General features: G+C 74.6%; 18 protein-coding genes and 3 tRNA genes. 9 read left to right on the top strand and 12 right to left on the bottom strand.

Annotated features, from left to right (window positions below; genetic code table 11):
• Both dnaG and AB0F01_RS03060 read left to right on the top strand, forming a co-directional pair.
• Positions 1-1,932: a DNA primase gene (dnaG, locus tag AB0F01_RS03065; protein WP_362089347.1), complete on the top strand. Its 1,932-nt coding sequence runs from the start codon at positions 1-3 to the stop codon at positions 1,930-1,932.
• A 282-nt stretch (positions 1,933-2,214) separates the two neighbouring features.
• A complete protein-coding gene (locus AB0F01_RS03060) occupies positions 2,215-3,525 on the top strand; it encodes a sigma-70 family RNA polymerase sigma factor (RefSeq protein WP_362089346.1) in 1,311 nt (436 codons plus the stop codon).
• A 59-nt stretch (positions 3,526-3,584) separates the two neighbouring features.
• Here the strand turns inward: AB0F01_RS03060 and AB0F01_RS03055 are convergent, their stop codons facing one another.
• The 4 genes from AB0F01_RS03055 to AB0F01_RS03040 all read right to left on the bottom strand — a co-directional run bounded on the left by AB0F01_RS03055 (position 3,585) and on the right by AB0F01_RS03040 (position 9,252).
• On the bottom strand, positions 3,585-5,513 hold the full coding sequence (locus tag AB0F01_RS03055; RefSeq protein ID WP_362089345.1) for an ABC transporter ATP-binding protein: 1,929 nt from the start codon (positions 5,511-5,513) through the stop codon (positions 3,585-3,587).
• On the bottom strand, positions 5,513-7,246 hold the full coding sequence (locus tag AB0F01_RS03050) for an ABC transporter ATP-binding protein (RefSeq protein WP_362089344.1): 1,734 nt from the start codon (positions 7,244-7,246) through the stop codon (positions 5,513-5,515). The genes AB0F01_RS03055 and AB0F01_RS03050 overlap by 1 nt, the downstream gene beginning before the upstream one ends.
• A gap of 138 nt (positions 7,247-7,384) precedes the next feature.
• Positions 7,385-8,842, bottom strand: coding sequence for an FGGY family carbohydrate kinase (locus AB0F01_RS03045; RefSeq protein WP_362089343.1), 1,458 nt, complete (start codon positions 8,840-8,842; stop codon positions 7,385-7,387).
• A gap of 104 nt (positions 8,843-8,946) precedes the next feature.
• Positions 8,947-9,252 (bottom strand): YtxH domain-containing protein, encoded by a 306-nt coding sequence (locus tag AB0F01_RS03040; protein ID WP_362089342.1) that lies wholly within the window; start codon positions 9,250-9,252, stop codon positions 8,947-8,949.
• A gap of 173 nt (positions 9,253-9,425) precedes the next feature.
• Between AB0F01_RS03040 and AB0F01_RS03035 the strand changes: the two genes are divergently transcribed.
• The 4 genes from AB0F01_RS03035 (at position 9,426) to AB0F01_RS03020 (ending at position 10,148) form a co-directional block, all read left to right on the top strand.
• Positions 9,426-9,498, top strand: a tRNA-Asn gene (locus AB0F01_RS03035).
• 5 nt (positions 9,499-9,503) lie between these two features.
• Positions 9,504-9,576 (top strand) — tRNA-Asn (locus tag AB0F01_RS03030).
• Positions 9,577-9,753: 177 nt separating this feature from the next.
• Positions 9,754-9,830 (top strand) — tRNA-Ile (locus AB0F01_RS03025).
• 60 nt (positions 9,831-9,890) lie between these two features.
• Positions 9,891-10,148, top strand: coding sequence for a hypothetical protein (locus AB0F01_RS03020; protein WP_362089341.1), 258 nt, complete (start codon positions 9,891-9,893; stop codon positions 10,146-10,148).
• A 123-nt stretch (positions 10,149-10,271) separates the two neighbouring features.
• Here the strand turns inward: AB0F01_RS03020 and AB0F01_RS03015 are convergent, their stop codons facing one another.
• Both AB0F01_RS03015 and AB0F01_RS03010 read right to left on the bottom strand, forming a co-directional pair.
• The gene (locus AB0F01_RS03015) at positions 10,272-10,418 is read right to left on the bottom strand and encodes a hypothetical protein (RefSeq protein ID WP_362089340.1); all 147 of its coding nucleotides are present in this window, start codon (positions 10,416-10,418) and stop codon (positions 10,272-10,274) included.
• A gap of 122 nt (positions 10,419-10,540) precedes the next feature.
• Positions 10,541-11,227 carry an ANTAR domain-containing protein gene (locus tag AB0F01_RS03010; protein WP_362089339.1) on the bottom strand — a complete coding sequence of 229 codons (687 nt, stop codon included), beginning with the start codon at positions 11,225-11,227 and terminating at the stop codon, positions 10,541-10,543.
• 198 nt (positions 11,228-11,425) lie between these two features.
• On the opposite strand from AB0F01_RS03010, the gene AB0F01_RS03005 reads away from it, so the two are divergent.
• Positions 11,426-11,782, top strand: coding sequence for an STAS domain-containing protein (locus AB0F01_RS03005; RefSeq protein ID WP_362089338.1), 357 nt, complete (start codon positions 11,426-11,428; stop codon positions 11,780-11,782).
• Positions 11,779-12,738, top strand: a complete 960-nt coding sequence (locus AB0F01_RS03000; RefSeq protein WP_362089337.1) for an anti-sigma factor RsbA family regulatory protein — start codon at positions 11,779-11,781, stop codon at positions 12,736-12,738. Before AB0F01_RS03005 ends, AB0F01_RS03000 begins: the two co-directional genes overlap by 4 nt.
• A 41-nt stretch (positions 12,739-12,779) precedes the next feature.
• Here AB0F01_RS03000 and AB0F01_RS02995 read toward each other — a convergent pair whose 3' ends face one another.
• The 4 genes from AB0F01_RS02995 to AB0F01_RS02980 form a co-directional block, all read right to left on the bottom strand.
• A complete protein-coding gene (locus AB0F01_RS02995) occupies positions 12,780-13,817 on the bottom strand; it encodes a rod shape-determining protein (RefSeq protein ID WP_362089336.1) in 1,038 nt (345 codons plus the stop codon).
• A gap of 368 nt (positions 13,818-14,185) precedes the next feature.
• Positions 14,186-15,742, bottom strand: coding sequence for a carboxyl transferase domain-containing protein (locus AB0F01_RS02990; RefSeq protein ID WP_362089335.1), 1,557 nt, complete (start codon positions 15,740-15,742; stop codon positions 14,186-14,188).
• Positions 15,735-17,189 (bottom strand): acyl-CoA synthetase, encoded by a 1,455-nt coding sequence (locus AB0F01_RS02985; protein ID WP_362089334.1) that lies wholly within the window; start codon positions 17,187-17,189, stop codon positions 15,735-15,737. Before AB0F01_RS02985 ends, AB0F01_RS02990 begins: the two co-directional genes overlap by 8 nt.
• Before the next feature lie 162 nt (positions 17,190-17,351).
• A complete protein-coding gene (locus AB0F01_RS02980) occupies positions 17,352-18,410 on the bottom strand; it encodes a 2,3-butanediol dehydrogenase (protein WP_362089333.1) in 1,059 nt (352 codons plus the stop codon).
• Positions 18,411-18,695: 285 nt separating this feature from the next.
• On the opposite strand from AB0F01_RS02980, the gene AB0F01_RS02975 reads away from it, so the two are divergent.
• Entirely contained in the window at positions 18,696-19,601 is a 906-nt protein-coding gene (locus tag AB0F01_RS02975; RefSeq protein ID WP_362089332.1) for a hypothetical protein, read from the top strand.
• On the opposite strand, the gene AB0F01_RS02970 is transcribed toward AB0F01_RS02975, so the two are convergent.
• Both AB0F01_RS02970 and AB0F01_RS02965 read right to left on the bottom strand, forming a co-directional pair.
• On the bottom strand, positions 19,549-20,160 hold the full coding sequence (locus AB0F01_RS02970) for a hypothetical protein (protein ID WP_362089331.1): 612 nt from the start codon (positions 20,158-20,160) through the stop codon (positions 19,549-19,551). The genes AB0F01_RS02975 and AB0F01_RS02970 overlap by 53 nt on opposite strands.
• On the bottom strand, positions 20,126-20,947 hold the full coding sequence (locus AB0F01_RS02965; protein ID WP_362089330.1) for an FkbM family methyltransferase: 822 nt from the start codon (positions 20,945-20,947) through the stop codon (positions 20,126-20,128). The genes AB0F01_RS02970 and AB0F01_RS02965 overlap by 35 nt, the downstream gene beginning before the upstream one ends.
• Between the last annotated feature and the right edge of the window lie 56 nt (positions 20,948-21,003).

Genomic DNA, 21,003 nt, shown 5'->3' with positions numbered 1-21,003 from the left:
GTGGCTGGACGGATCAACGACGAGGACGTGAAGGCGGTACGGGACGCGGTCCCGATCGACGCCGTCGTCTCCGAGTACCTCCAGCTGCGCAACGCCGGCGGCGGCAACCTCAAGGGCCTGTGCCCCTTCCACGACGAGAAGTCGCCGTCCTTCCAGGTCAGCCCCAGCAAGGGGCTCTTCCACTGCTTCGGCTGCCAGGAGGGCGGCGACACCATCACGTTCGTGATGAAGGTCGACCACCTGTCCTTCTCCGAGGCGGTCGAACGCCTCGCCGCCCAGGCCGGCATCACCCTGCGCTACGAGGAGGGCGGCTACAACCCCGCCCACCAGCGCGGCGAGCGGATCCGCCTGGTCGAGGCCCACAAGATCGCCGCCGAGTGGTACGCGGAGCAGCTCGCCGGCTCCCCGGAGGCCGAGACCGGCCGGGTCTTCCTCGCCGACCGCGGCTTCGACCAGGCCGCCGCCGTCCACTTCGGCGTCGGCTACAGCCCCCAGGGCTGGGACCACCTCGTCCGCTTCCTGCGCGGCAAGGGCTTCAGCGACAAGGAACTGCTCCTCTCCGGCCTCGCCCAGGAGGGCCGCCGCGGCCCCATCGACCGCTTCCGCGGCCGGCTGATGTGGCCCATCCGCGACATCGGCGGCGACGTCGTCGGCTTCGGCGCCCGCAAGCTGTACGAGGCGGACAACGGCCCCAAGTACCTCAACACCCCCGAGACGGCGATCTACAAGAAGTCCCAGGTCCTCTACGGCATCGACCTGGCGAAGAAGGACATCGCCAAGTCCTCCCGCGCCGTCGTCGTCGAGGGCTACACCGACGTCATGGCCTGCCACCTGGCCGGCGTCACCACCGCCATCGCCACCTGCGGCACCGCCTTCGGCGGCGACCACATCAAGATCCTGCGCCGGCTGCTCATGGACAACGGCAGCGCCCGCGTGATCTTCACCTTCGACGGTGACGCGGCCGGGCAGAAGGCCGCGCTGCGGGCCTTCGAGGACGACCAGAAGTTCGCCGCCGAGACCTACATCGCCATCGCCCCCGACGGCATGGACCCCTGCGACCTGCGCCTCGCCAAGGGCGACGAGGCGGTCGCCGACCTCGCCGAACCCCGCACCCCGCTCTTCGAGTTCGCGCTGCGCCAGATCGTCGGCCGCTACGACCTGGACACCCCGGCCGGCCGCGCCGCCGCCCTCGACGAGGCCGCGCCGGTCGTCGCCCGCATCAAGAACAGCGGGGCCCAGCACGAGGTCGCCGTCCAGCTCGCCGGGATGCTCGGCATCCTCGACACCCAGTTCGTCGTCCGGCGGGTCGCCCAGCTGGCCCGCTGGGCCCGCGACCGCGGCGGCCGGGGCCCCGCCCCCGAGCGGCAGGGCCGGCCGCAGCACGGCGGCGCCCCCCAGCAGCCCGCCGCCGCCCCGGCGGGACCGCGCGGCCCCGCCCTCAACCTGCGCAACCCGGTCTTCGCCACCGAGCGCGAACTGCTCAAGCTGGCTCTCCAGCGCCCCGAGCTGGTCTCCCCGGCCTTCGACGCGTACGGCGTCGACGAGTTCACCGCCCCGCCCTACGCGGCCGTCCGCCAGGCGATCCTGGACGCCGGGGGCGCGGAGTACGGCACGCAGGACCCGCAGCAGTACCTGATCCGGGTCCGTGACGCGGCCCCCGACGACACGGTCCGCGCCATGGTCACCGAGCTGGCCGTCGAGGCGATCCTGCTGCACCGCGGCGTCAAGGAGGTCGACGAGACCTACGCGGGCGCCCAGCTGGTCACCGTCCGCCGCCGCGCCGTCGAACGCCGCATCCGGGACATCACCAGCCGCCTCACCCGCCTCGGCACCCAGGCCGACCCGGCCGAACTGACCGCCGTGCAGAACGAGTTGTGGGTCCTCCAGCAGTACGACCAGTCCCTCCGGGAGCACGGCGCGGCGGCGCTGTAACCCTCCCGCCCGGGGCCACCGGCGCGCGCCCCGGCCGGCCGGTGGCCGACGGCACGGCGGGCGGCGCGGTCCGGGCGTCACGGTCCGGTCGGCGCGGTCCCGGCCGGTCGGCCGCGATCCGGTCGGCGCGGCCCTGGCTGATCGGCGCGATCCGGGCGGCGCCCGCCCCCGCCGGACGGCAGGGTCCGGGCGGCGCCGGTCACCCGCCCGTCACGGGACGGTCGCAAAAAGTCATCGCACGCCCCTCGTGAGGACGATGTGTCGTACCCCACACTGGGGGCGGTGCCTGAGTCCTCGGAGCGCGGCCGGCCCGTCCCCGACGGTTCCCGGACCCCCGCGGTCGTGCTCCTCGCGTACGGGACGGACCGCGGCGAGGCCGCCGACTCCGCCCCCGAAGTACCGCTGCCGCCCTCCATGGCAGCGATCACCCAGGAGGTCGCCCCCGTGCAGACCCGGACCCTCACCCAGACCGGCCCGGCCCCGGCCGCCCCCCGGCCGGACGCGGACGTGCTCCTGGCGGTGCCCGCGCCGGGCCGTGCCGGGCACCGGCCCCCGGCGGAACCGGACACCACCCGGGCCGAACCGCCCGAGCCGGAGCTCGACGCGCCGGACCCCCCGGAGGCCGTCGAGCCGGCCGAACCCGAGGAGACCGCGCCGCCGCCCGCGCGCACCGAGACCGGCGGTCCCACCTCCGACCTGTTCCGCCAGTACCTGCGGGAGATCGGCCGCATCCCGCTGCTTACCGCCGCCGAGGAGGTCGAGCTGGCGCGGCGCGTGGAGGCCGGCCTGTTCGCCGAGGAGAAACTGCGGCTCACCCCGGACCTCGACAGCCGGCTCGCCCTGGACCTGGACCGGCTCGTCGTCATGGGCCGGATGGCCAAGCGGCGGCTGATCGAGTCCAACCTGCGGCTCGTGGTCTCCGTCGCCAAGCGCTACGTGGGCCGCGGCCTGACCATGCTCGACCTGGTCCAGGAGGGCAACCTCGGACTGATCCGCGCCGTGGAGAAGTTCGACTACGCCCGCGGCTACAAGTTCTCCACCTACGCCACCTGGTGGATCCGCCAGGCGATGTCCCGCGCGCTCGCCGACCAGGCCCGCACCATCCGGGTGCCGGTGCACGTGGTGGAGCTGATCAACCGCGTGGTCCGCGTGCAGCGCCGGATGCTCCAGGAACGGGGCTACGAGCCGACGCCCGAGGAGGTCGCCGCGCACCTCGGCCTCACCCCCGAGCGGGTCGGCGAGGTGCTGCGGCTCGCGCAGGAACCGGTGTCGCTGCACGCGCCCGTCGGCGAGGAGGACGACGTCGCCCTCGGCGACCTCATCGAGGACGGGGACGCCGCCAGCCCGGTGGAGTCCGCCGCGTTCCTGCTGCTGCGGCAGCACCTGGAGGCGGTCCTGTCGACGCTGGGGGAGCGGGAGCGCAAGGTCGTGCAGCTCCGTTACGGACTGGTCGACGGCCGCCCGCGCACCCTGGAGGAGATCGGCCGGATCTTCGGCGTGACCCGCGAACGCATACGCCAGATCGAGTCCAAGACCCTCGGCAAACTGCGCGACCACGCCTTCGCGGACCAGCTCCGGGGGTACCTCGACTGAGACCGCCCGCCCCGACGGGCCCCGGCGGGACGCCGGTCCCGCCGGAGCCGGAGCCCGCCCTACTCGACCTCCACCACCGCCTCGGCGAACTGGGCCCGGTACAGGCGGGCGTAGGCGCCGCCGGCCGTCAACAGGTCCTCGTGGGTGCCCTGTTCGAGGATCGCGCCGTCCTCCATGACCAGGATCGTGTCCGCGTCCCGGATCGTCGACAGCCGGTGCGCGATGACGAACGACGTCCGGCCGTGGGCCAGCCGGGCCATCGCCCTCTGGATCAGCACCTCGGTCCGGGTGTCCACCGAGCTGGTCGCCTCGTCGAGCACCAGGATCACCGGATCGGACAGGAACGCCCGCGCGATGGTGATCAGTTGCTTCTCCCCGGCGCTGACCCCGCTGCCCTCCTCGTCGATCACCGTGTCGTAGCCGTCCGGCAGGGTGCGGACGAACCGGTCGGCGTGCGCGGCCCGGGCCGCCTCCTCGATCTCCTCGCGGCTCACCTCCCGCGCGGCGCCGTAGGCGATGTTCTCCGCGATGGTGCCGCCGAACAGCCAGGTGTCCTGCAGCACCATGCCGATCCCGGAGCGCAGGTCGTCGCGCGTCATCCGCGCGATGTCCACCCCGTCCAGGGTGATGCGCCCGCCCGAGACCTCGTAGAACCGCAGCAGCAGGTTGACCAGGGTGGTCTTCCCCGCCCCGGTCGGGCCGACGATCGCCACGGTCCGGCCCGGCTCCACCGTCAGCGACAGGTCCTCGATCAGCGGCCTCTCCGGGTCGTAGCGGAACGACACGTGCTCCAGCGCCACCCGCCCGCGCAGGACCGCCGGACGCTCCGCCGGTTCGGTGTCGGCCCGCTGCTCCTCGGCGTCGAGCAGTTCGAAGACCCGCTCCGCCGACGCGACCCCCGACTGCACCAGGTTCGCCATGGACGCGATCTGCGTCAGCGGCATCGAGAACTGCCGCGAGTACTGGATGAACGCCTGCACGTCCCCGATGGACAGCGAACCGGACGCCACCCTGAGCCCCCCGACGACCGCCACCAGCACGTAGTTCAGGTTCGACACGAAGAACATCAGCGGCTGCATCATGCCGCTGTTGAACTGCGCCCGGAACCCGGCCTCGTACAGGGCCTCGTTCTCCTCGGCGAACCGCCGGGCCGACTCCTCCTGCCGGCCGAACACCTTCACCAGCGTGTGACCGGTGTACATCTCCTCGATGTGCGCGTTGAGCGTGCCGGTGCTGCGCCACTGCTGCACGAAGTGCGGCTGCGACCGCCTGCCGACGCGGGTGGCGACCACGAACGACAGCGGCACCGTCACCAGCGCGACCAGCGCGAGGATCCAGGAGACGTAGAACATCATGGCCAGCACGCCGAGAACGGTCAGCACCGAGTTGATCAGCTGCCCCATCGACTGCTGGAGCGTCTGCCCGATGTTGTCGATGTCGTTGGTGGCGCGGCTGAGCACCTCGCCCCGCTGCCGCCGGTCGAAGTAGGACAGCGGCAGCCGGGACAGCTTGCCCTGCACGTCCTCGCGCATCCGGAACATGGTGCGGTTCACGGCCCGGTTCACCAGCCGCGTCGCCACCGCCATCAGCAGCCCGGCCCCCAGGAACACCGCCAGCGCGAGCAGCAGCACCTGACCGACGGCGGAGAAGTCGATGCCCTCGCCCGGGGTGAAGTCGGTGCTGCGGAGCATGTCCGCGACGTCGCCGTCGCCCCGCTCCCGCATGCCGTCCAGCACCTGCTCCTTCGACGGCCCCGACGGCATGTCCCGGCCGACGATCCCGGCGAAGACCAGGTCCGTCGCCCGGCCGAGGATCTTCGGCCCGACCACGCTGAGCCCGACGCTCAGCACCACGCACGCCAGCAGCGCGTACAGGGTGAGGCGTTCCGGCCCGAAGCGGGCCACCAGCCGCCTGGACGACCCCGTGAAGTCCATCGAGCGCTGGTCGGGTCCGCCCCCGGCCATCATCCGCCCCGCGGGCCCCGCCATCAGGCCGCCTCCGCTTCCGTCAGCTGGGAGAGCACGATCTCCCGGTACGTCTCGTTGTCCGCCATCAGTTCGTGGTGGCGTCCGGTGCCGACGACCCGGCCCTCGTCCAGCACCACGATCCGGTCGGCGTCCCGGATGGTCGACACCCGCTGGGCGACGATCACCACCGTCGCCTTGGAGGTCTCCCGCGCCAGGGCCTCCCGCAGGGCCGCGTCGGTCGCGTAGTCGAGCGCGGAGAAGGAGTCGTCGAAGAGGTAGATCTCCGGCCGCTGCACGAGGGTGCGGGCGATCGCGAGCCGCTGCCGCTGACCGCCGGAGACGTTCGTGCCGCCCTGGGAGACGGGCGCGTCCAGCCCGCCCTCCAGCCGCTCCACGAACTCCCTGGCCTGCGCCACCTCCAGCGCGTGCCACAGGTCCTCGTCAGTGGCGTCGGGGTTGCCGTACCGCAGGTTGGTCGCCACCGTTCCCGCGAACAGGTACGGCTTCTGCGGCACCAGCCCGACCGTCCGGGCCAGCAGCGCCGGGTCCAGGGCGGCCACCGGCACCCCGTCGACCAGCACCTCCCCGGCGGTCGCGTCGAACAGCCGCGGCACCAGCCCCAGCAGGGTGGACTTGCCGCTGCCGGTGGACCCGATCACGGCGGTGACCTCGCCCGGCCGGGCCACCAGGTCGACGGACCGGAGCACCGGCTCCTCGGCGCCCGGGTAGCGGAAACCCGCCCCGCGGAGCTCCAGGTGCCCGTGCCGGCGCAGCGCGGTCACCGGCTCGGCCGGGGGCACCACGCTCGACGAGGTGTCCAGCACCTCGTGGATGCGCTCGGCGCACACCTCCGCGCGCGGCACCGACATGAACATGAAGGTGGCCATCATCACCGACATGACGATCTGCATCAGATAGGCCAGGAAGGCGGTCAGGTCACCGATCTGCATCCCGCCGCTGTCGATGCGGTGCGCGCCGAACCAGACCACCGCGATCGACGACAGGTTCACCACCGTCATGACCACCGGGAACATCAGCGCCAGCAGGTTGCCGGTGGCCAGCGACACGTCGGTGAGCTCGGTGTTGGCCCGGCCGAACCGCCGCCGCTCGTAGTCGTCCCGCACGAACGCCCGGATCACCCGGTTGCCGGTGATCTGCTCCCGCAGCACCCGGTTCACCGTGTCCAGCCGCACCTGCATGGTCCGGAACAGCGGGCGCAGCCGCCGCACGATCAGCGTCACGCAGATCCCCAGCACCGGGACCACCGCGACCAGCACCCCGGACAGCGGCACGTCCAGCCCGAGCGCCATCACGATGCCGCCCACACACATGATCGGCGCCGACACCATCAGGGTGAACGCCATCAGCACCAGCATCTGCACCTGGAGGACGTCGTTCGTGGTCCGGGTGATCAGCGAGGGCGCGCCGAAGTGACCGACCTCCCTCGCCGAGAAGGACTGCACCCGGTCGAACACGGCCGCCCGCACGTCCCTGCCGACCGCCGCCGCCGTCCTGGCGCCGTGGTACACGGCCCCGATGTTGCACCCCACCTGCACCAGCGAGACGACGAGCATCACGGCGCCGTACCGCACGATGTGACCGGTGTCGCCCCGGACGACGCCCTCGTCGATGATGTCCGCGTTCAGCGTGGGCAGGTAGAGCGTGGCGCTGGTCTGCAGGAACTGCAGCAGCACCAGCAGGGCGATGGGTCTGCGGTAGGGCCCGAGGAAGGTCCGCAGAAGTCGTATGAGCACGCTGCTTCTTTCGGCAGGGGTCGGTGGGGGCGCGGGGCGGCACGGGACGTCGCCCGTGGGCCCATCGTCGTGCACCCCACCCGCGTTACCCCAACCGAATTTCCGACGGCCCCCACCGCCGGCGCCGAAGCGGCCGAGTCACCGCTGACCGCCGAACGCCCCCGGGTGGGTCTGCTCCCGCACCGACACGAACTGCTGGCGCACCGCTTGACCCACCGCCAGCTCCTCGCCCGGATCCAGCACCTGGGCCGCCGCGCCCTGCCACACGGGCGGGGTCCGCGGATCCAGGGTGCCCTGCGAGGCGCCGAGCGCCCAGGCCGCCTGCCGGGCCGCGCCGATCGCCGCGTAGTCCGCGGGCTGCGGCACCATCACCTGCGCCCCGAACAGCGAGGGCGCCGCCGCCTGCACGGCCGGCAGCTCGGCCACCGACCCCAGCAGGAACACCCGGCGCACCTCCACGCCCCGGCCGCGCAGCACGTCCAGCGCGTCCGCGAGCCCGCACAGCATGCCCTCGAACGCGGCCCGCGCCAGGTGCTCCGGCTTCATCGACTCCCGGCGCAGCCCGGCCAGGGTCCCGGCGGTGTGCGGCAGGTTCGGGGTGCGTTCGCCCTCCAGATAGGGGAGCAGCACCAGTCCGTGCGCGCCCGGCGTCGACTTCATCGCCAGGTCGGACAGGCTCTCCAGGTCGGGCAGCCCCAGCAGTTCCGCCGTCCCGCGCAGCGTGCGGACCGCGTTCAGCGTGGTGACCACCGGCAGGTGCATGCCGGTCGCGTCGGCGAGCGCGGTGATCATGCCGGTGTGGTCGTACAGCGCCTCGGGGTGCACGGCCATCACGGACCCGGAGGCCCCCAGCGACACCACCGCGTCACCCAGGCCGATGCCCAGGCCGAAGGCCGCCGCCATCGTCTCGCCGGTACCCGCGGAGATCAGCAGGCCCTCCGGGGTCGCGCCCGCCGCCTCGGCCGGGCCGATCACCTCCGGCAGGAGGACCTGGTGCCCGAGCGCCAGCTCCACCAGGTCGGGACGGTAGCCGCCGGTGGCCGCCGCCCAGTAGCCGGTGCCGGAGGCGCCGCCGCGGTCGGTGGTGCGCCGCACCGGCCGGCCCAGCAGCTGCCACACCAGCCAGTCGTGCGCCTGGAGCGCCACGGCGGTGCGCAGCGCGTTGTCGGGTTCGGTGCGGGCCAGCCAGCGCAGCTTGGTCACCGGCTGCGCGGCCTGCGGTACGCAGCCCACCGCCTGCGCCCACGCCTCGCGCCCGCCGAGCGCGTCCACCAGGTCGGCCGCGGCCACCTGCGCCCGCTTGTCGCCGCCGACCATCGCGGGCCGCACGGTGTTGCCCTGGGAGTCCAGGGGGACGAGCGCGTTCTGCTGCGCGGAGACCCCGATGGCCTGGACGCCCTCCAGCAGCCCGCCGCCCGCCGCCTCGCCCAGCGACAGCAGCCAGGCCTGCGGGTCCACGTCGGAGGGGCGGTGACCGTCGGGGCTCTCCACCGGATGCGGCGCGTAGCCCTGCCTGAGCACGACTCCGGTGTCCGCGTCACAGACCACGATGCGAGTGAAATCGGGCGCACTGTCCAGCCCGGCGACTATCCCCATGGCCGAAATTCTGCCGTATCACCGCACCCGGGGCGGCCCAGGGAGCCGTCCGGGTGCGGGCAGGATGCCGGCCGTGCGGTTCCGGCACCCGTCGGGGGGCACGTTCAGGTGTTGCTGGTGCCCCAGTCGTCCTCGGCGGGGCCGTGCGTGCTGCGCTCGCGCAGGGTGCGCACCCGCTGGGCCACCGAGTCCGGCATGCGGTCGCCGACCCGGTCGCTGACCACGTGGTACGCCTTGCCGGCGAACTCGCGGCTCTGCTGCGCGGCCGTCTCCGCGGTGTTGCGGACGGCGGGGTTCTGCGCGAACTGCTGGGCGGACTTCTTCAGCTGTTCGTAGCGTTCCCGCCCGGCGCGCGTGCCCAGCACGTACCCCAGGACGACTCCGGCGACGAACGTGAGCCGGTACCGCATGGCGGCCACCCTTCCCTTGTGTAGGTCTGCGTGTCAGCGTCGGACTCGTGCGGCACGGCGCCCGGGAGTACCGATTGGCGGAGCACCCCCCTGCTTGCGCTAATGTATGTGTCGCAGCGAGCGCGCGCCCCCTGGCGGATACCCAGGGAGGTACGTTCGATGCAACGAGGCATTCCTCCGTAGCTCAATTGGCAGAGCAGCCGGCTGTTAACCGGCAGGTTACTGGTTCGAGTCCAGTCGGGGGAGCTCGGTCCTCCGTAGCTCAATTGGCAGAGCAGCCGGCTGTTAACCGGCAGGTTACTGGTTCGAGTCCAGTCGGGGGAGCATGCTGAACGAGGACCCCGCAGGGGTCCTTTTTCATGCCCGGGGGAACCGTTCACCACGCGGGGCAGTCCTCATGGTCGGCAGGGCCGCACGCTGCCGACCAGCCGGAGCAGGAGATCGTATGAGCGGCTATGCTGCGGCAGACGGCGCGTACACATGTACGCGACACGCCGCTATGGGGCGGTAGCTCAGCCGGTTAGAGCAACGGACTCATAATCCGTCGGCCGTGGGTTCGAGTCCCACCCGCCCCACCAGCGCAGCACTGCGAGCGGACGGTGCCGGTGCGCGGGCGTACCACGGACGAGGGACCTGGGATGACCATCGGTGACACCGAGAGCCCGGCCACCCTCTACGGGCCCGTCTCCCTCTTCTTCGGACTCCTCGGACTGGTCCTTCTCCCCTTCCTCCCGTTCTTCGGCATCCTGGCCGGCGCTCTCGCCGTCACCTTCGGTGTCCTCGGCCTGGTCAGCGGGGCCGGGAAGCGGGCCCAGTGCGCCATCGGCCTCGTGACCGGCTCGGTGGCGGTGCTCGTCCCGCTCACCCTCCTCTTCCTCTACGCCGGCGGACTCTGACGCCTCGCGGCCTTCCACGCCCCGCGGTCACCGCGCCAGCGAGCCCGCCGGCGTGATGCCGACGGGCCGATGCGGCGCGGGCGGAACGGGCGGCCGGGTGGCCGGTGGCCGGGCGGTCCGGGGTCAACCCGGGGTGGTCTCCTCGTCGTCGCGCTCGCCCTCGGCCTGCGACGGGGTGGGGTGCGGCGGGGACGCCTCGGCGCCGGGGCGGTCGTCGTCGTCGCGTTCGCCCTCGGCCTGGGACGGGGTGGGGGGCTCGGTGATGCTCATCGGATGCCTCCTGGTCACGGGTCGGGGACCGCGTCCGTCCGACGGGGACGGGGGTGTCCCCGCAGGGCGGATGCCGGGTACCCCGAACCTGCCGGGCGCACCCGGGCCCCCGCTTCCCGCGGTCAGGGGCGGCGCCGGGCCACCGCGCGGGCCAGGGCGGTGCGGACGGCCGGGGGAGGGGGCGTGCCCTCCGCCTCGGCGCCGGCGGTGAGCGCGGCGGCGACCGTGCGCAGCTTGGTGTTGGACAGCTGGGATGCCTCGCGCAGGATGTGCCACGCCTCGTCCGAGGTGCAGCCGTGGGTGGCCATGAGGATGCCGCGGGCCTGGTCGATGACGGGACGGGAGACGATCGCCTGGCGCAGCTGCTCGACCTCGGCGCGCAGCACGTGCAGCTGCTCGGCGCGTTCCAGGGCCACTGCGGAGGTGGTGGGCCCGTGCTCGGGCACCGGCTCGGGGGCGGGGGTGCGCAGCGGGTCGGTGGTGTCCAGGCCGGCCAGTTCCAGGATGCGGCGCGGCTGGCCGTTCCAGCAGGTGGCGGTGGTCGGGACGCCGTGGCGGTGGCCGTACGCGCGCAGCACGTCCAGGAAGCGCAGCCCGGCCGTGTCCATGAAGTGGACGCCGCTCATGTCCAGGTCGACGCGGGTGGCGTCGGCGGGCAGCGCGTCCAGTGTCTCGGCCAGGACGTCGGCGCAGCCCTCGACGAGTTCGCCGCGGGGCGTGAGCAGGGTGCCCCCGGCGTCCGTGTGTCCACCGATGACCAGGGTGTTGAGCCTGCCCGAGAGAGGGGGCGGGGTGGCCGCGGAGGTCATGTCACCGCCTTGTCGGTACTCGTGGGTGGTCGTCGGCCCTTCGTCCTTCCGCTGCCGGAACCGGGCGGTAGGCTGCGCGCGGTCCCGGTCGCACTGCGGTGCGCCTGCCCACCCTGCGGCTCGCTACACACCGGGCGGGGGATTGCCCCGGGCTCCTGCGGGGCAGACCTGCCCTGGTCCAGGAGTGTGGGGAGACGGGTGTTGGGCACTCACCAGCGAACACCGAGCGGGCCCGGCACGCCGGGACCCGTCCTGACGGTCCGCCCCCTCGACGGGCGCACGGGGGTGCGCGCCGCCGGGGAGGTCGGCCTGGCCACCCGGGCCGTCTGGGAGAACGTGCTGGACCGGGCGGTGCGCGAGGGGGACGCCGTGTACTGCCTGGAGCTGTCCGCCGTGACCTTCGTCGACGTGGCGGGGGCCGGGGCCCTGGCGGCTGCCGCGGGGCGGCTCGGTGACGGCCGGCGGTTCGTGGTGCACCGGCCGCCGCAGGCACTGCGCAGGGTGCTGGAGTTGTTCTGGCCGGACCTTCCGACGATCGAGGTGTCGATGTCATGACTGCTGCGGCCGAGACCGCCGGGCCGACCGCAGGCCCGGACCCCTTCCGGCATCCCGCCCTCTTCTACGGGGGCCGGGACGCGTACCTGGAGGGCACCGTGTCCTTCGTGCGCGAGGGCCTGGCGGCCGGGGAGCCGGTCGCGGTGGCCGTGCCCGGGGAGAACCTGGAGCTGATCCGGGAGGCGCTCGGGGACGACGCGTCGGCCGTGCGCCTGCTGGACATGCGGGAGGCCGGACGCAACCCGGGCCGCATCCTGCCCCGGGTGCTGCACGCCTTCGCCGACGCACCGGCGGACGGGCGGCGGGTGCGGATCGTCGGCGAGCCGGTCTGGGCCGGACGGTCCGCCGTCGAGTACCCGGCCTGCCTCCAGCACGAGGCACTGATCAACGCCGCGTTCCGGGGGCGTGCAGTGACGATTCTGTGCCCCTACGACGTGCGCACGCTGTCCCCGCGGGCGCTGGCCGACGCCCGCGTCACCCACCCGGTCGTCATCGAGGCGGGGGCCCGGACGCCCGTGGCGAGTCCGGCGTACGCGCCGGACGAGGCCGTCGCCCGCGCCAACGAGCCGCTGCCCCCGGCGCCGGAGGCGATGGTCTTCCCGTTCGTCGCGGAGACGCTGACGGCGGCCCGGCACGCCGCCTCGGACGAGGGCCGGCGGCTCGGGCTGACCGGGATGCCGCTGGAGGACCTGGCGCTGGCCACCGCCGAGCTGACCACGAACAGCGTGGTGCACGGCGGGGGTTCGGGCGTGCTGCGGGTCTGGGCGGAGGACGGCCGGGTGGTGTGCGAGGTGCGGGACGGGGGACGGTTCACCGATCCGCTCGCCGGCCGTCGTCCCGCGAGCCGGGACCAGCGCGGCGGGCGGGGGCTGCTGATGGTGCATCTGATCGCCGACCTGGTGCGCGTCCACACGGCGGAGGACGGCACCACGGTGCGGTGCTGGTTCACCGGCTGAGCACCGGTCGTCGGCCCCCGGCCGGGATGCGGGCGGCGGCGTCAGCTCGCCAGCGGGTCCAGCACCAGCGGGGCGATCCGGCCCTCCAGCATCGCGCCGAGGCCCTGGACCGCGCAGACGTCCGGGCGTTCGGCGATGTGCACGGGCATGCCGGTCGCCTCGCGCAGCATCTGGTCGAGGCCGGGCAGCAGGGCGCTGCCGCCGACCATCATGATGCCGCGGTCGGCGAGGTCGGCCACCAGGTCGGGCGGGCAGGCGCGCAGCACCTTGCCGATGCCGTCCAGGACGGCGGTGAGCGGGGTCTGGATGGCCTGCCGCACGGCGGCGGTGTCGATGGTGACCGAGCGGGCCAGTCCGGTGGCGACGTCCCGGCCGTGGATCTCCGTGGAGTCGGGCCCCTGCGGGGTCAGGCCGTTGCCGGACAGGGCGATCTGCAGCGGCCGGACGGACTGGCTGGGCAGCATCAGTTCGTGCTGGTGGCGCAGGTGCTGCACGATCGCGTGGTCCACGGCCTCGCCGCCCACCGGAATGCGTTCGGCGGTCACGATGGAGCCGAGGGAGAGCACCGCGACCTGGGTGGCGGCCGCCCCGCAGACCATGATCATGGTCGCCTCGGGCTGCTCGACGGGGAGACCGCAGCCGACGGCGGCGGCGATCAGGGTGTCGACCAGTTCCACCCTGCGGGCGCCGAGGCCGACCAGGGTCTCGGTCGCGGCGCGCCGGGCCAGCGGGTCGGAGTCGTGCGGGGTGCAGGCGGCGGCGCGCAGCCGGGGCTTGCGCCGCAGGGTGCGGCGGATCTTGTCGCCGAGCAGGTGCCGCAGCATGCGCTGGGCCATCTCGATGTCCACGACCGTGCCGCCGGACACCGGCCGCACCACCCGGATGTAGCCCGGTGTGCGGCCCGTCATCTTCTCCGCGAGTTCGCCGACCGCGATCAGCGCGCCGGTCCTGGTGTTCACGGCGGCGGCGGACGGCTGGTCGACGACGAGACCGACGCCCTTGACGTAGACCCGGGTGCGGGCCGCACCGAGGTCGACGGCGAAGTGGCAGCGGCGCAACTGCTCCAGACTGGCGGTCACGGCAGATCCTCCCGAGTGCGGACCTCGTGGTCCGCCGGCTGACGGACCTCTGCAGGCATCGTGCGCGGAAGCCGGGTGGGGCGCCTGTTCTGAGGGGCCGGGCGGGGGGCCGCCGAACGGGGGGCGCGCCGGGGAACGCGGCGGCGCCGCCTCCCTGGGACGGGGAGACGGCGCCGCGGGCGGATTCCTCCGGACGTCAGACCAGCCAGCCGACGAGGTGGACGAGGCCGGCGAGGACGTCGGTGAGAACGTTCATGAGTGCGGTGTCTCCTTGCGGTGAAGCACGAATGGGACCTGTGCCGACCACGGTCTGCAGCCCGCCGGTGGCACACCGTGAGTATGGTCAACGATGCGTGCCCCATGCACTCTCATGGGCGACGATCACCTGTTCCAGGGAACAGGTGATCGCGTGTTCGGTCGCCAGGGGGCTTGGAGCCTTCCGGAGCCTCGGACGTTGCGGGGGTCCCGGAGTTTTCCGGGGCGGTGCGGCTGTCCTCGGCGGGGCGGACCCTGTCGGTGGCCTCGGTGGCCTCGGTGGCCTCGGTGGCCTCGGTGGCCTCGGTGGCCTCGGTGGCGTGAGTGGCCCCGGTGGCCTCGGTGCCGACGATCCCGCGCACCACGCCCAGGTCCACCAGGTCCTGCGGGCGGACGCGCAGCTGGTCGGCCGTCAGCTCCACCTCGGAGCATGGGCGTTTGAGGATGGCCGCCGCCATCTCCGGCGCGATCACCGAGAAGTAGGCGTCGGGCGTCACCCAGGTCCGGCCGGGCGCGGCCAGGGCGAGGGCGCCCCCGGAGCCGCCCTCGCCGATCACCAGCGTGGTCACCGGCGTGCGGGCCTCGGCCACCGCCGCGAACAGGTCCGCGACGGCCGCCCCCACGCCCTCGCGCTCCGCCGCCGCGTCGTTGGCCGCACCCGGGGTGTCCACCAGGGTCAGCACCGGGATGCGGAGCCGGTCCGCCAGCCGTATCAGCCGGGCGGCGGTGCGGTAGCCGGCCGGACGGGTCGCCGTGCCGGTCTGCGCGGCGAAGGCGACCGTGCGCCCCGAGCGGGTGCCGAAACCGCACAGCATGCCCCCGGGGTCCGCGCCCCCGGCGCGGTCGCCGCGGAGCGGCAGCCGGTGGGAGAAGTAGGCGTCCAGGTAGGCGGTGGCGCGCGGGCGGTGCGGGGAGCGGGCGCGGAGCACCGCCTCCCAGCCGGTGGCGGGCGGCTCGGCCGAGCCGAGTGCGGCGGGCGGCGGTGCCGGTTCGGCGGAGGGCGAGGTCAGCAGCCGCAGCCACCCGCCCAGGGTCTCCCGCAGCTCCGCCGGCCGGACCACCGCGTCCACCGCGCCCGCCGCCAGTTGCGCCTCCGCGGTGTAGGCGGCCGGGTCGGCGTCCGGCGGGCGGACCCGGGAGCCCGCGAAGCCGACCTGGGCCCCGGGCAGCGCCAGGACCACGTCGGAGCCCGCCCCGAGCGTGGCCCAGCCGCCCCCGGTCGTCGGGTCCCGGACCACCGCGATCTGCGGCAGCCCCGCCCGGCGGACCAGCGCGGAGGCGCGGGCGACGCGCTGGAGCTGGGTGAGCGCGAGCATGCCCTCCTGCATGCGGCTGCCGCCGGTGGCGACGAGCGCGACCACCGGCAGCCGGTGCTCCCGTGCATGGGCGTACGCCGCGACCAGCAGGTCGCCGGTGCGCTCGCCGAGGGACCCGCCGAGGAAGCCGAACTCGAAGGCGATCAGCACGGCCGGGGTGCCCGCCACCCGGGCGGTGCCGCAGACCACCGACTCGCGCTCGCCGGTGCGTTCGGCGGCGCGGGCCCGGGAGGAGCCGTAACCGGGCCAGCCGAGCGGGCCGTCGGGCGCGGACCGGCCGCCGGGGGTGGGGAGTTCGGCGAAGTCGTCGGCGACCAGGGCGAGGACCGCGCGGGCCGGGAGGCGGTCAGTCACGGCTCAGCGCCCGCTTCATGATCTTCCCCATGTCGTTGCGCGGCAGCGCGTCCAGCAGCCGCAGCACCCGCGGGCGCTTGTGCGGGGCCAGCCGGCGGGCCACGTGGTCGGCCAGCTCCGGCAGGCCGGGCGGGGACTGCGGGTCGGCCGGGACCACCCACGCCACGATCCGCTCGCCCAGGTCGGCGTCCGGTTCCCCGGTCACCGCCGCCTCCCGCACCCCCGGGTGCTCCAGCAGGGCGTTCTCGATCTCCCCGGCACCGATCTTGTAGCCGCCGCTCTTGATCAGGTCGGTGGCCTTGCGGCCGACGATCCGGACCGATCCGTCGTCCTCGCGCACCGCCATGTCGCCGGTGCGGAACCAGCCGTCGGCGGTGAAGGCGGCGGCGGTCGCGTCGGGGCGGTTGAGGTACTCCGTGAAGAGGTGCGTGCCGCGCACCTGGATCTCGCCGACGCTCTCCCCGTCCGCCGCCGTCACCGGTGAGCCGTCCTCCTCCACCAGCCGCAGCTCCACCCCCGGCAGCGGCACCCCCACCGTGCCGGGGCGGGACGGGGAGTCGACGCGGACGCTGGTGTTCATCAGCGTCTCCGTCATGCCGTACCGCTCGATCACCCGGCGCCCGGTCGCCTTCTCGATCCGCTCGTGGTCGTGCACCGGCAGCGCGGCGGAGCCGGACACCAGCAGCCGGGCCCCGGCCAGCGCCCGGGCGAGCGCGGGGTCGCCGGGCAGCGCCTCCGCGATGCGGTGGTACATCGTCGGCACCCCGAACAGCATGGTCGCGCCGGCGGACAGCTCGCGGGTCACGCCCTCGGTACTGAACCGGCCCAGGTGGCGCAGCGACCCGCCCCGGCGCAGCGGGCCGAGCACCCCCAGCACCAGGCCGTGCACGTGGAACAGCGGCAGTCCGTGGACCAGCACGTCGTCGCCGGTCCACTGCCAGGCGTCGGCCAGCGCGTCCAGGGTCACGGCGACGGCCCGGCGGGGGATCACGGCGCCCTTGGGCGGGCCGGTGGTGCCGGACGTGTAGACGACCAGGGCCGGGTCCCCGCCGTCGGCGTCGTCTTCGGGGAGGGGGCCGTGCGGGGCGCGGTCCGTCACGTCGACCGTGCGGCGGGGCAGGTCCCCGAGCGGGCCGGGCAGGTCCGCCCCGGTCGGGGCGAGCACCAGGTCGGGGGCGCTGTCGGCGAGGATGTGCCCGAGCTCCCGGTCGCCGGACGCCGGGTTCAGCGGCACCACGGCCGCCCCGGCGCGCAGCGCCCCGACGACGGCGACCGCGGTCTCCGGCGCGGGGGTGGCCCACACGGCGACCCGCCGCGCCGTCCGCAGCCCGCCGGCGACGGCGCCGGTCGCCCCGGCGAGGTCCCCGTACGTCAGTGAGCACCCGCCGAACCGCAGGGCGGGCCGGTCGGCCGGGGCGCCGGTCAGGGCGGGGAAAAGACTGGACACGCGTCGGACTCCTCGGGTCGGTGGCCGGTGAGGGCGGTAGCGGTGATTCTGGGTGGTGCCGCAGGGGGTCCTACCCAGGGGGGTGCTCCGCATCCGACTCCGGACCGGCTCCGGGACCGGGCGCGATCACCGGTCGGCCGCCGCCGACGCGCTCCGGGGCGCCTACAGGTGGACGAGGATCTTCACTTCCTCGTCCTTGTGGTCCACCAGCCGTCGCATGCCCTCCGTCGCGAGGTCCTCGACGGGGATGCGCCGGGTGATGAAGGGGCTGAGGTCGACGCGGCCCTCCTGCACCATGCGGATCACCGCCGGGTGGTCGTCCGCGTACCCCATGCTGCCCTGGATCTCGATCTCCTTGAACAGCAGGGCCATGGTGTCCAGCGTGGGGTTGTCCCCGTACAGGGCGACGACCTGCAGCCGTCCGCCGACCTTCAGCGCCTGCAGGAGCGTGTCGAGGACCGGCTGGACGCCCGCGCACTCGAACGCGACGTCGACGCCCTTGCCACCGGTGATCTCCGTCGCGCGGGCGGCGACGTCCTCCTGGCCCGGGTCGAGGACGTGGTCGGCGACCCCGGTGTCCTTCGCCTTCTGCTTGCGCTGCCCGCTCATCTCGCTGACGATCACCGTCGCCCCCAGGGCCTTCAGCACGGCCGCGGTGAACAGGCCGATCGGGCCGGCGCCGCCGACCAGGGCCACGTCGCCCTCAGCGGCGCCGGAGAGCCGGACCGCGTGCGCGGACACGCTCAGCGGCTCGATCAGGGCCGCCTGGTCCAGCGGCAGGTCACCGACGGGGTGCACGAACCGCCGTTCGACGACGATGTGCTCCGACATGCCGCCCCCGCCGCCGGAGAGGCCGATGAAGCCCAGCTTGGCGCAGATGTTGTAGCGGCCCTCGCGGCAGGCGAAGCACTCCCCGCAGACCAGCAGCGGCTCCACGACCACGGAGTCCCCGGGCGCAAGGCCCTCCACCCCGTCACCCACCTCCTCCACGGTCCCCGAGAACTCGTGCCCGAACACCAGGGGCGGCTCCTCGCCGGAGAGCGGGTGGGGGTTGCCCTCCGTCGGCATCGGGCTGACCGGACCGCCGAAGTAGACGTGCAGGTCGGAACCGCAGATGCCGGTCCACGCGGGGGCGATCTTCACGGTCCCCGGCCGGACCTCGGGTTCCGGGACGTCGTCGACGCGGATGTCCTCGATGCCGTAGTAGCGCGCGGCCTTCATGGCGGGCTCCTTTCCGAGCCGGCGGCACACCGGGGTGCCGATGTGCCCGGTCGCCGCGCCGGGTACCCGGGCCGGGGCCGCGCGACACCCGTGGGGCGGGCGCGGACGGTGGTGCCGTGGGGCCGCGCGAGGGGGCTTGCTAGCCTGCCGGACGGCCGCCCGCCGGCCGGGTGGCGGCGCTGCCCGGGAGGCCGCCGGCCGCCCTGGGCGCCCGTCCGGCATCGCCCGCCCCGCCGGTTCCGTACACCCCGTGCGGTGCCCGGCCCGTCCGCACAGGAGTACGCCGTGCCCCGAGTCGCCCTCGTGACGTGCCGGCCCCGGCCCGGGATCGCCGAGGACCCGGACCTGCCGGTCCTGGTGCGGGAGTTGACCGGGGCCGGGGTGGAGGCGGCCGCCGTGGAGTGGGACGACCCGGCGGTGGACTGGGCCGCCTTCGACCTCGCGGTGATCCGGTCCACCTGGGACTACAGCTGGCGGGCCGCCGAGTTCACGGCGTGGGCCGAGCGCTGCGGGCGGCTCACCCGGCTGGCCAACCCGGCGGACGTGGTCCGCTGGAACACCGACAAGCGCTACCTCGGCGACCTCGCCGCGGCCGGGGTGCCCATCGTGCCCACCCGCTACCTGGCACCCGGAGACCCGCCGGACCTGCCCGCCGGGCACGCGTTCGTCGTCAAGCCCACCTCCGGCGCGGGCGCCCGGCTCGCCGCCCGCTACACCCCGGACGAGCACGACACGGCCCGGGAGCAGCTGCGGCGGATGCACGCCGAGGGGTACACCGCGATGGTGCAGCCCTACGTCACCGCCATCGACCGGACCGGCGAGCGGGCGCTCCAGTTCTTCGGCGGTCGCCTGCTGCACTCCTCCCGCAAGGGCGCCGTGCTGCGGCCCGGTACGCCCTACGACGCCCGGAAGACCGCGCAGCCCGGCCTGACGCCCTGGACGCCGGACGCGGCCGAACGCGAGGTCGCCGAGCGGGCGCTGGCCGCCGTGCCGGGGGCGCCGGAGCTGCTGTACGCGCGCGTCGACCTGGTGGACGGCGCGGACGGCCGGCCGCAGGTGATGGAACTGGAGCTGGTGGAGCCCAACCTGTTCCTGTCGCTGCACCCCGCCTCGCTGCCCGCGGTGACGGCCGCGATCGTCACGGCCGCCGCCGGTCCCCGACCGCGGTCCGCTGGAGCAGGCCCCAGGTGAACTCCGCGACCACCTCGCGGGGCACGCCGTCCGCGTCGGGGGCGGTGAACGCCAGTCCCCAGCGGGTCGGGGCGGAGCCCTGGAGGGGGCGGGCCGGGGCGAAGGCGCGGGCGGCCTCCTCGACGGTGCAGGACCAGGGCGCCAGGTCGGCCACCGTGCGCAGGACGGGCGGCGCGGCGCCCGGCGCGCGCACCAGCCACTCGTTCCACACCGCACCGCCGGGCGCCGTCAGCACCTCGAAGCGCAGGTCGGGCCAGAGCGGCAGCGGCCACTGCCACGCCTCGCAGTCCAGGTCGCCGACCCGGCGCGGGGTCCGGGACTCCGGGGCGCCCAGCACGGACCGGTAGCGGTCGAGCGCCGGGCGGGGGCGCGGCGAGCGGAGCATCGCCTGCCAGCGCCGGTTGGCCTCCCGCAGGTCGGCGGCGGAGGCGCCCAGGGCGCGCCGGGCGTCCTCCACGAGCCCGGGGTTGTGGTCGGCCATCCGGCGCAGCAGGACGAGCTGGAGGTGCACGGGCGTGAACGGTTCAGGGGGGCGTGGTCCGGTCGGCACGTGCTCCATCGTCGCGCATCGGGCCCGCGCCGGGGCGGCGCCCGTCCGGGAGGAACAGCACCGAGTTGACGTAGCGCAGGCCGCGGGGCAGCACCCGGCGGAGCAGGCCGTGGGTGGCGACGTGGCAGGAGCGGGCCTGGTGCGCCTCCAGCGGGAACCGGGACAGCGGGACCCAGTCGCCGGCGGGCAGCACCCAGCCGTCGTAGCCCAGCTCGGACAGTTGGGTGACGACCGGGGCGACGGGCTGGATGCGGGCCTCCAGCTCCACGAAGAGGGCGGGCCGGTCACGGGTGAGGATGCCGGTCGCGCCGCGCAGCACCGCCGACTCGTTGCCGTCCACGTCGATCTTGACGAAGTCGACGTCCGTCAGACCGAGGTCGTCCAGGGCGACACAGGTGACGTCGAGGGCGTCGTCGTGGATGTCCCGCCGCACCAGGGACGACACGCCCCGCTCGCCCCGGTCGCCGGAGGGCAGCCACAGGCGGGCGACGCCGGGCCGGTCGGAGGCCGCCGCGCGCACCACCCGGACGTTCGGCGGGGCGGTGGCGGCGAGCAGCCGGGCCAGGCGGGGGACCGGTTCGACGGTCACCACGCGCCGGGCCCGCGCGGCCAGCCGGTGCGTCCAGGGGCCGTACCAGCCGCCCACGTCGACCGCGGTGCCGCAGTCCGCCGGGCACAGGTCGGGCAGCCGGGCCAGTTCCGGCTCGAAGCGCGGGTAGACCGCCCGGGCCGCCGCGGCCACCACCCGGCCGGGCAGCACGGACGCCAGCCGCGCGGCCACGGTGCGGTCGCTCACGGGGCGCTCCCCGGCCGCGCGCCGGCCCCGCCGTCGGGACCGCCGTCGCCGGGGCC

This window comes from Streptomyces sp. NPDC029526 (assembly GCF_040637405.1).
Classification (GTDB): domain Bacteria; phylum Actinomycetota; class Actinomycetes; order Streptomycetales; family Streptomycetaceae; genus Streptomyces.
The sequence above is the reverse complement of the archived record's forward strand: the minus strand, read 5'-3'. Positions and strand labels throughout refer to the sequence as shown.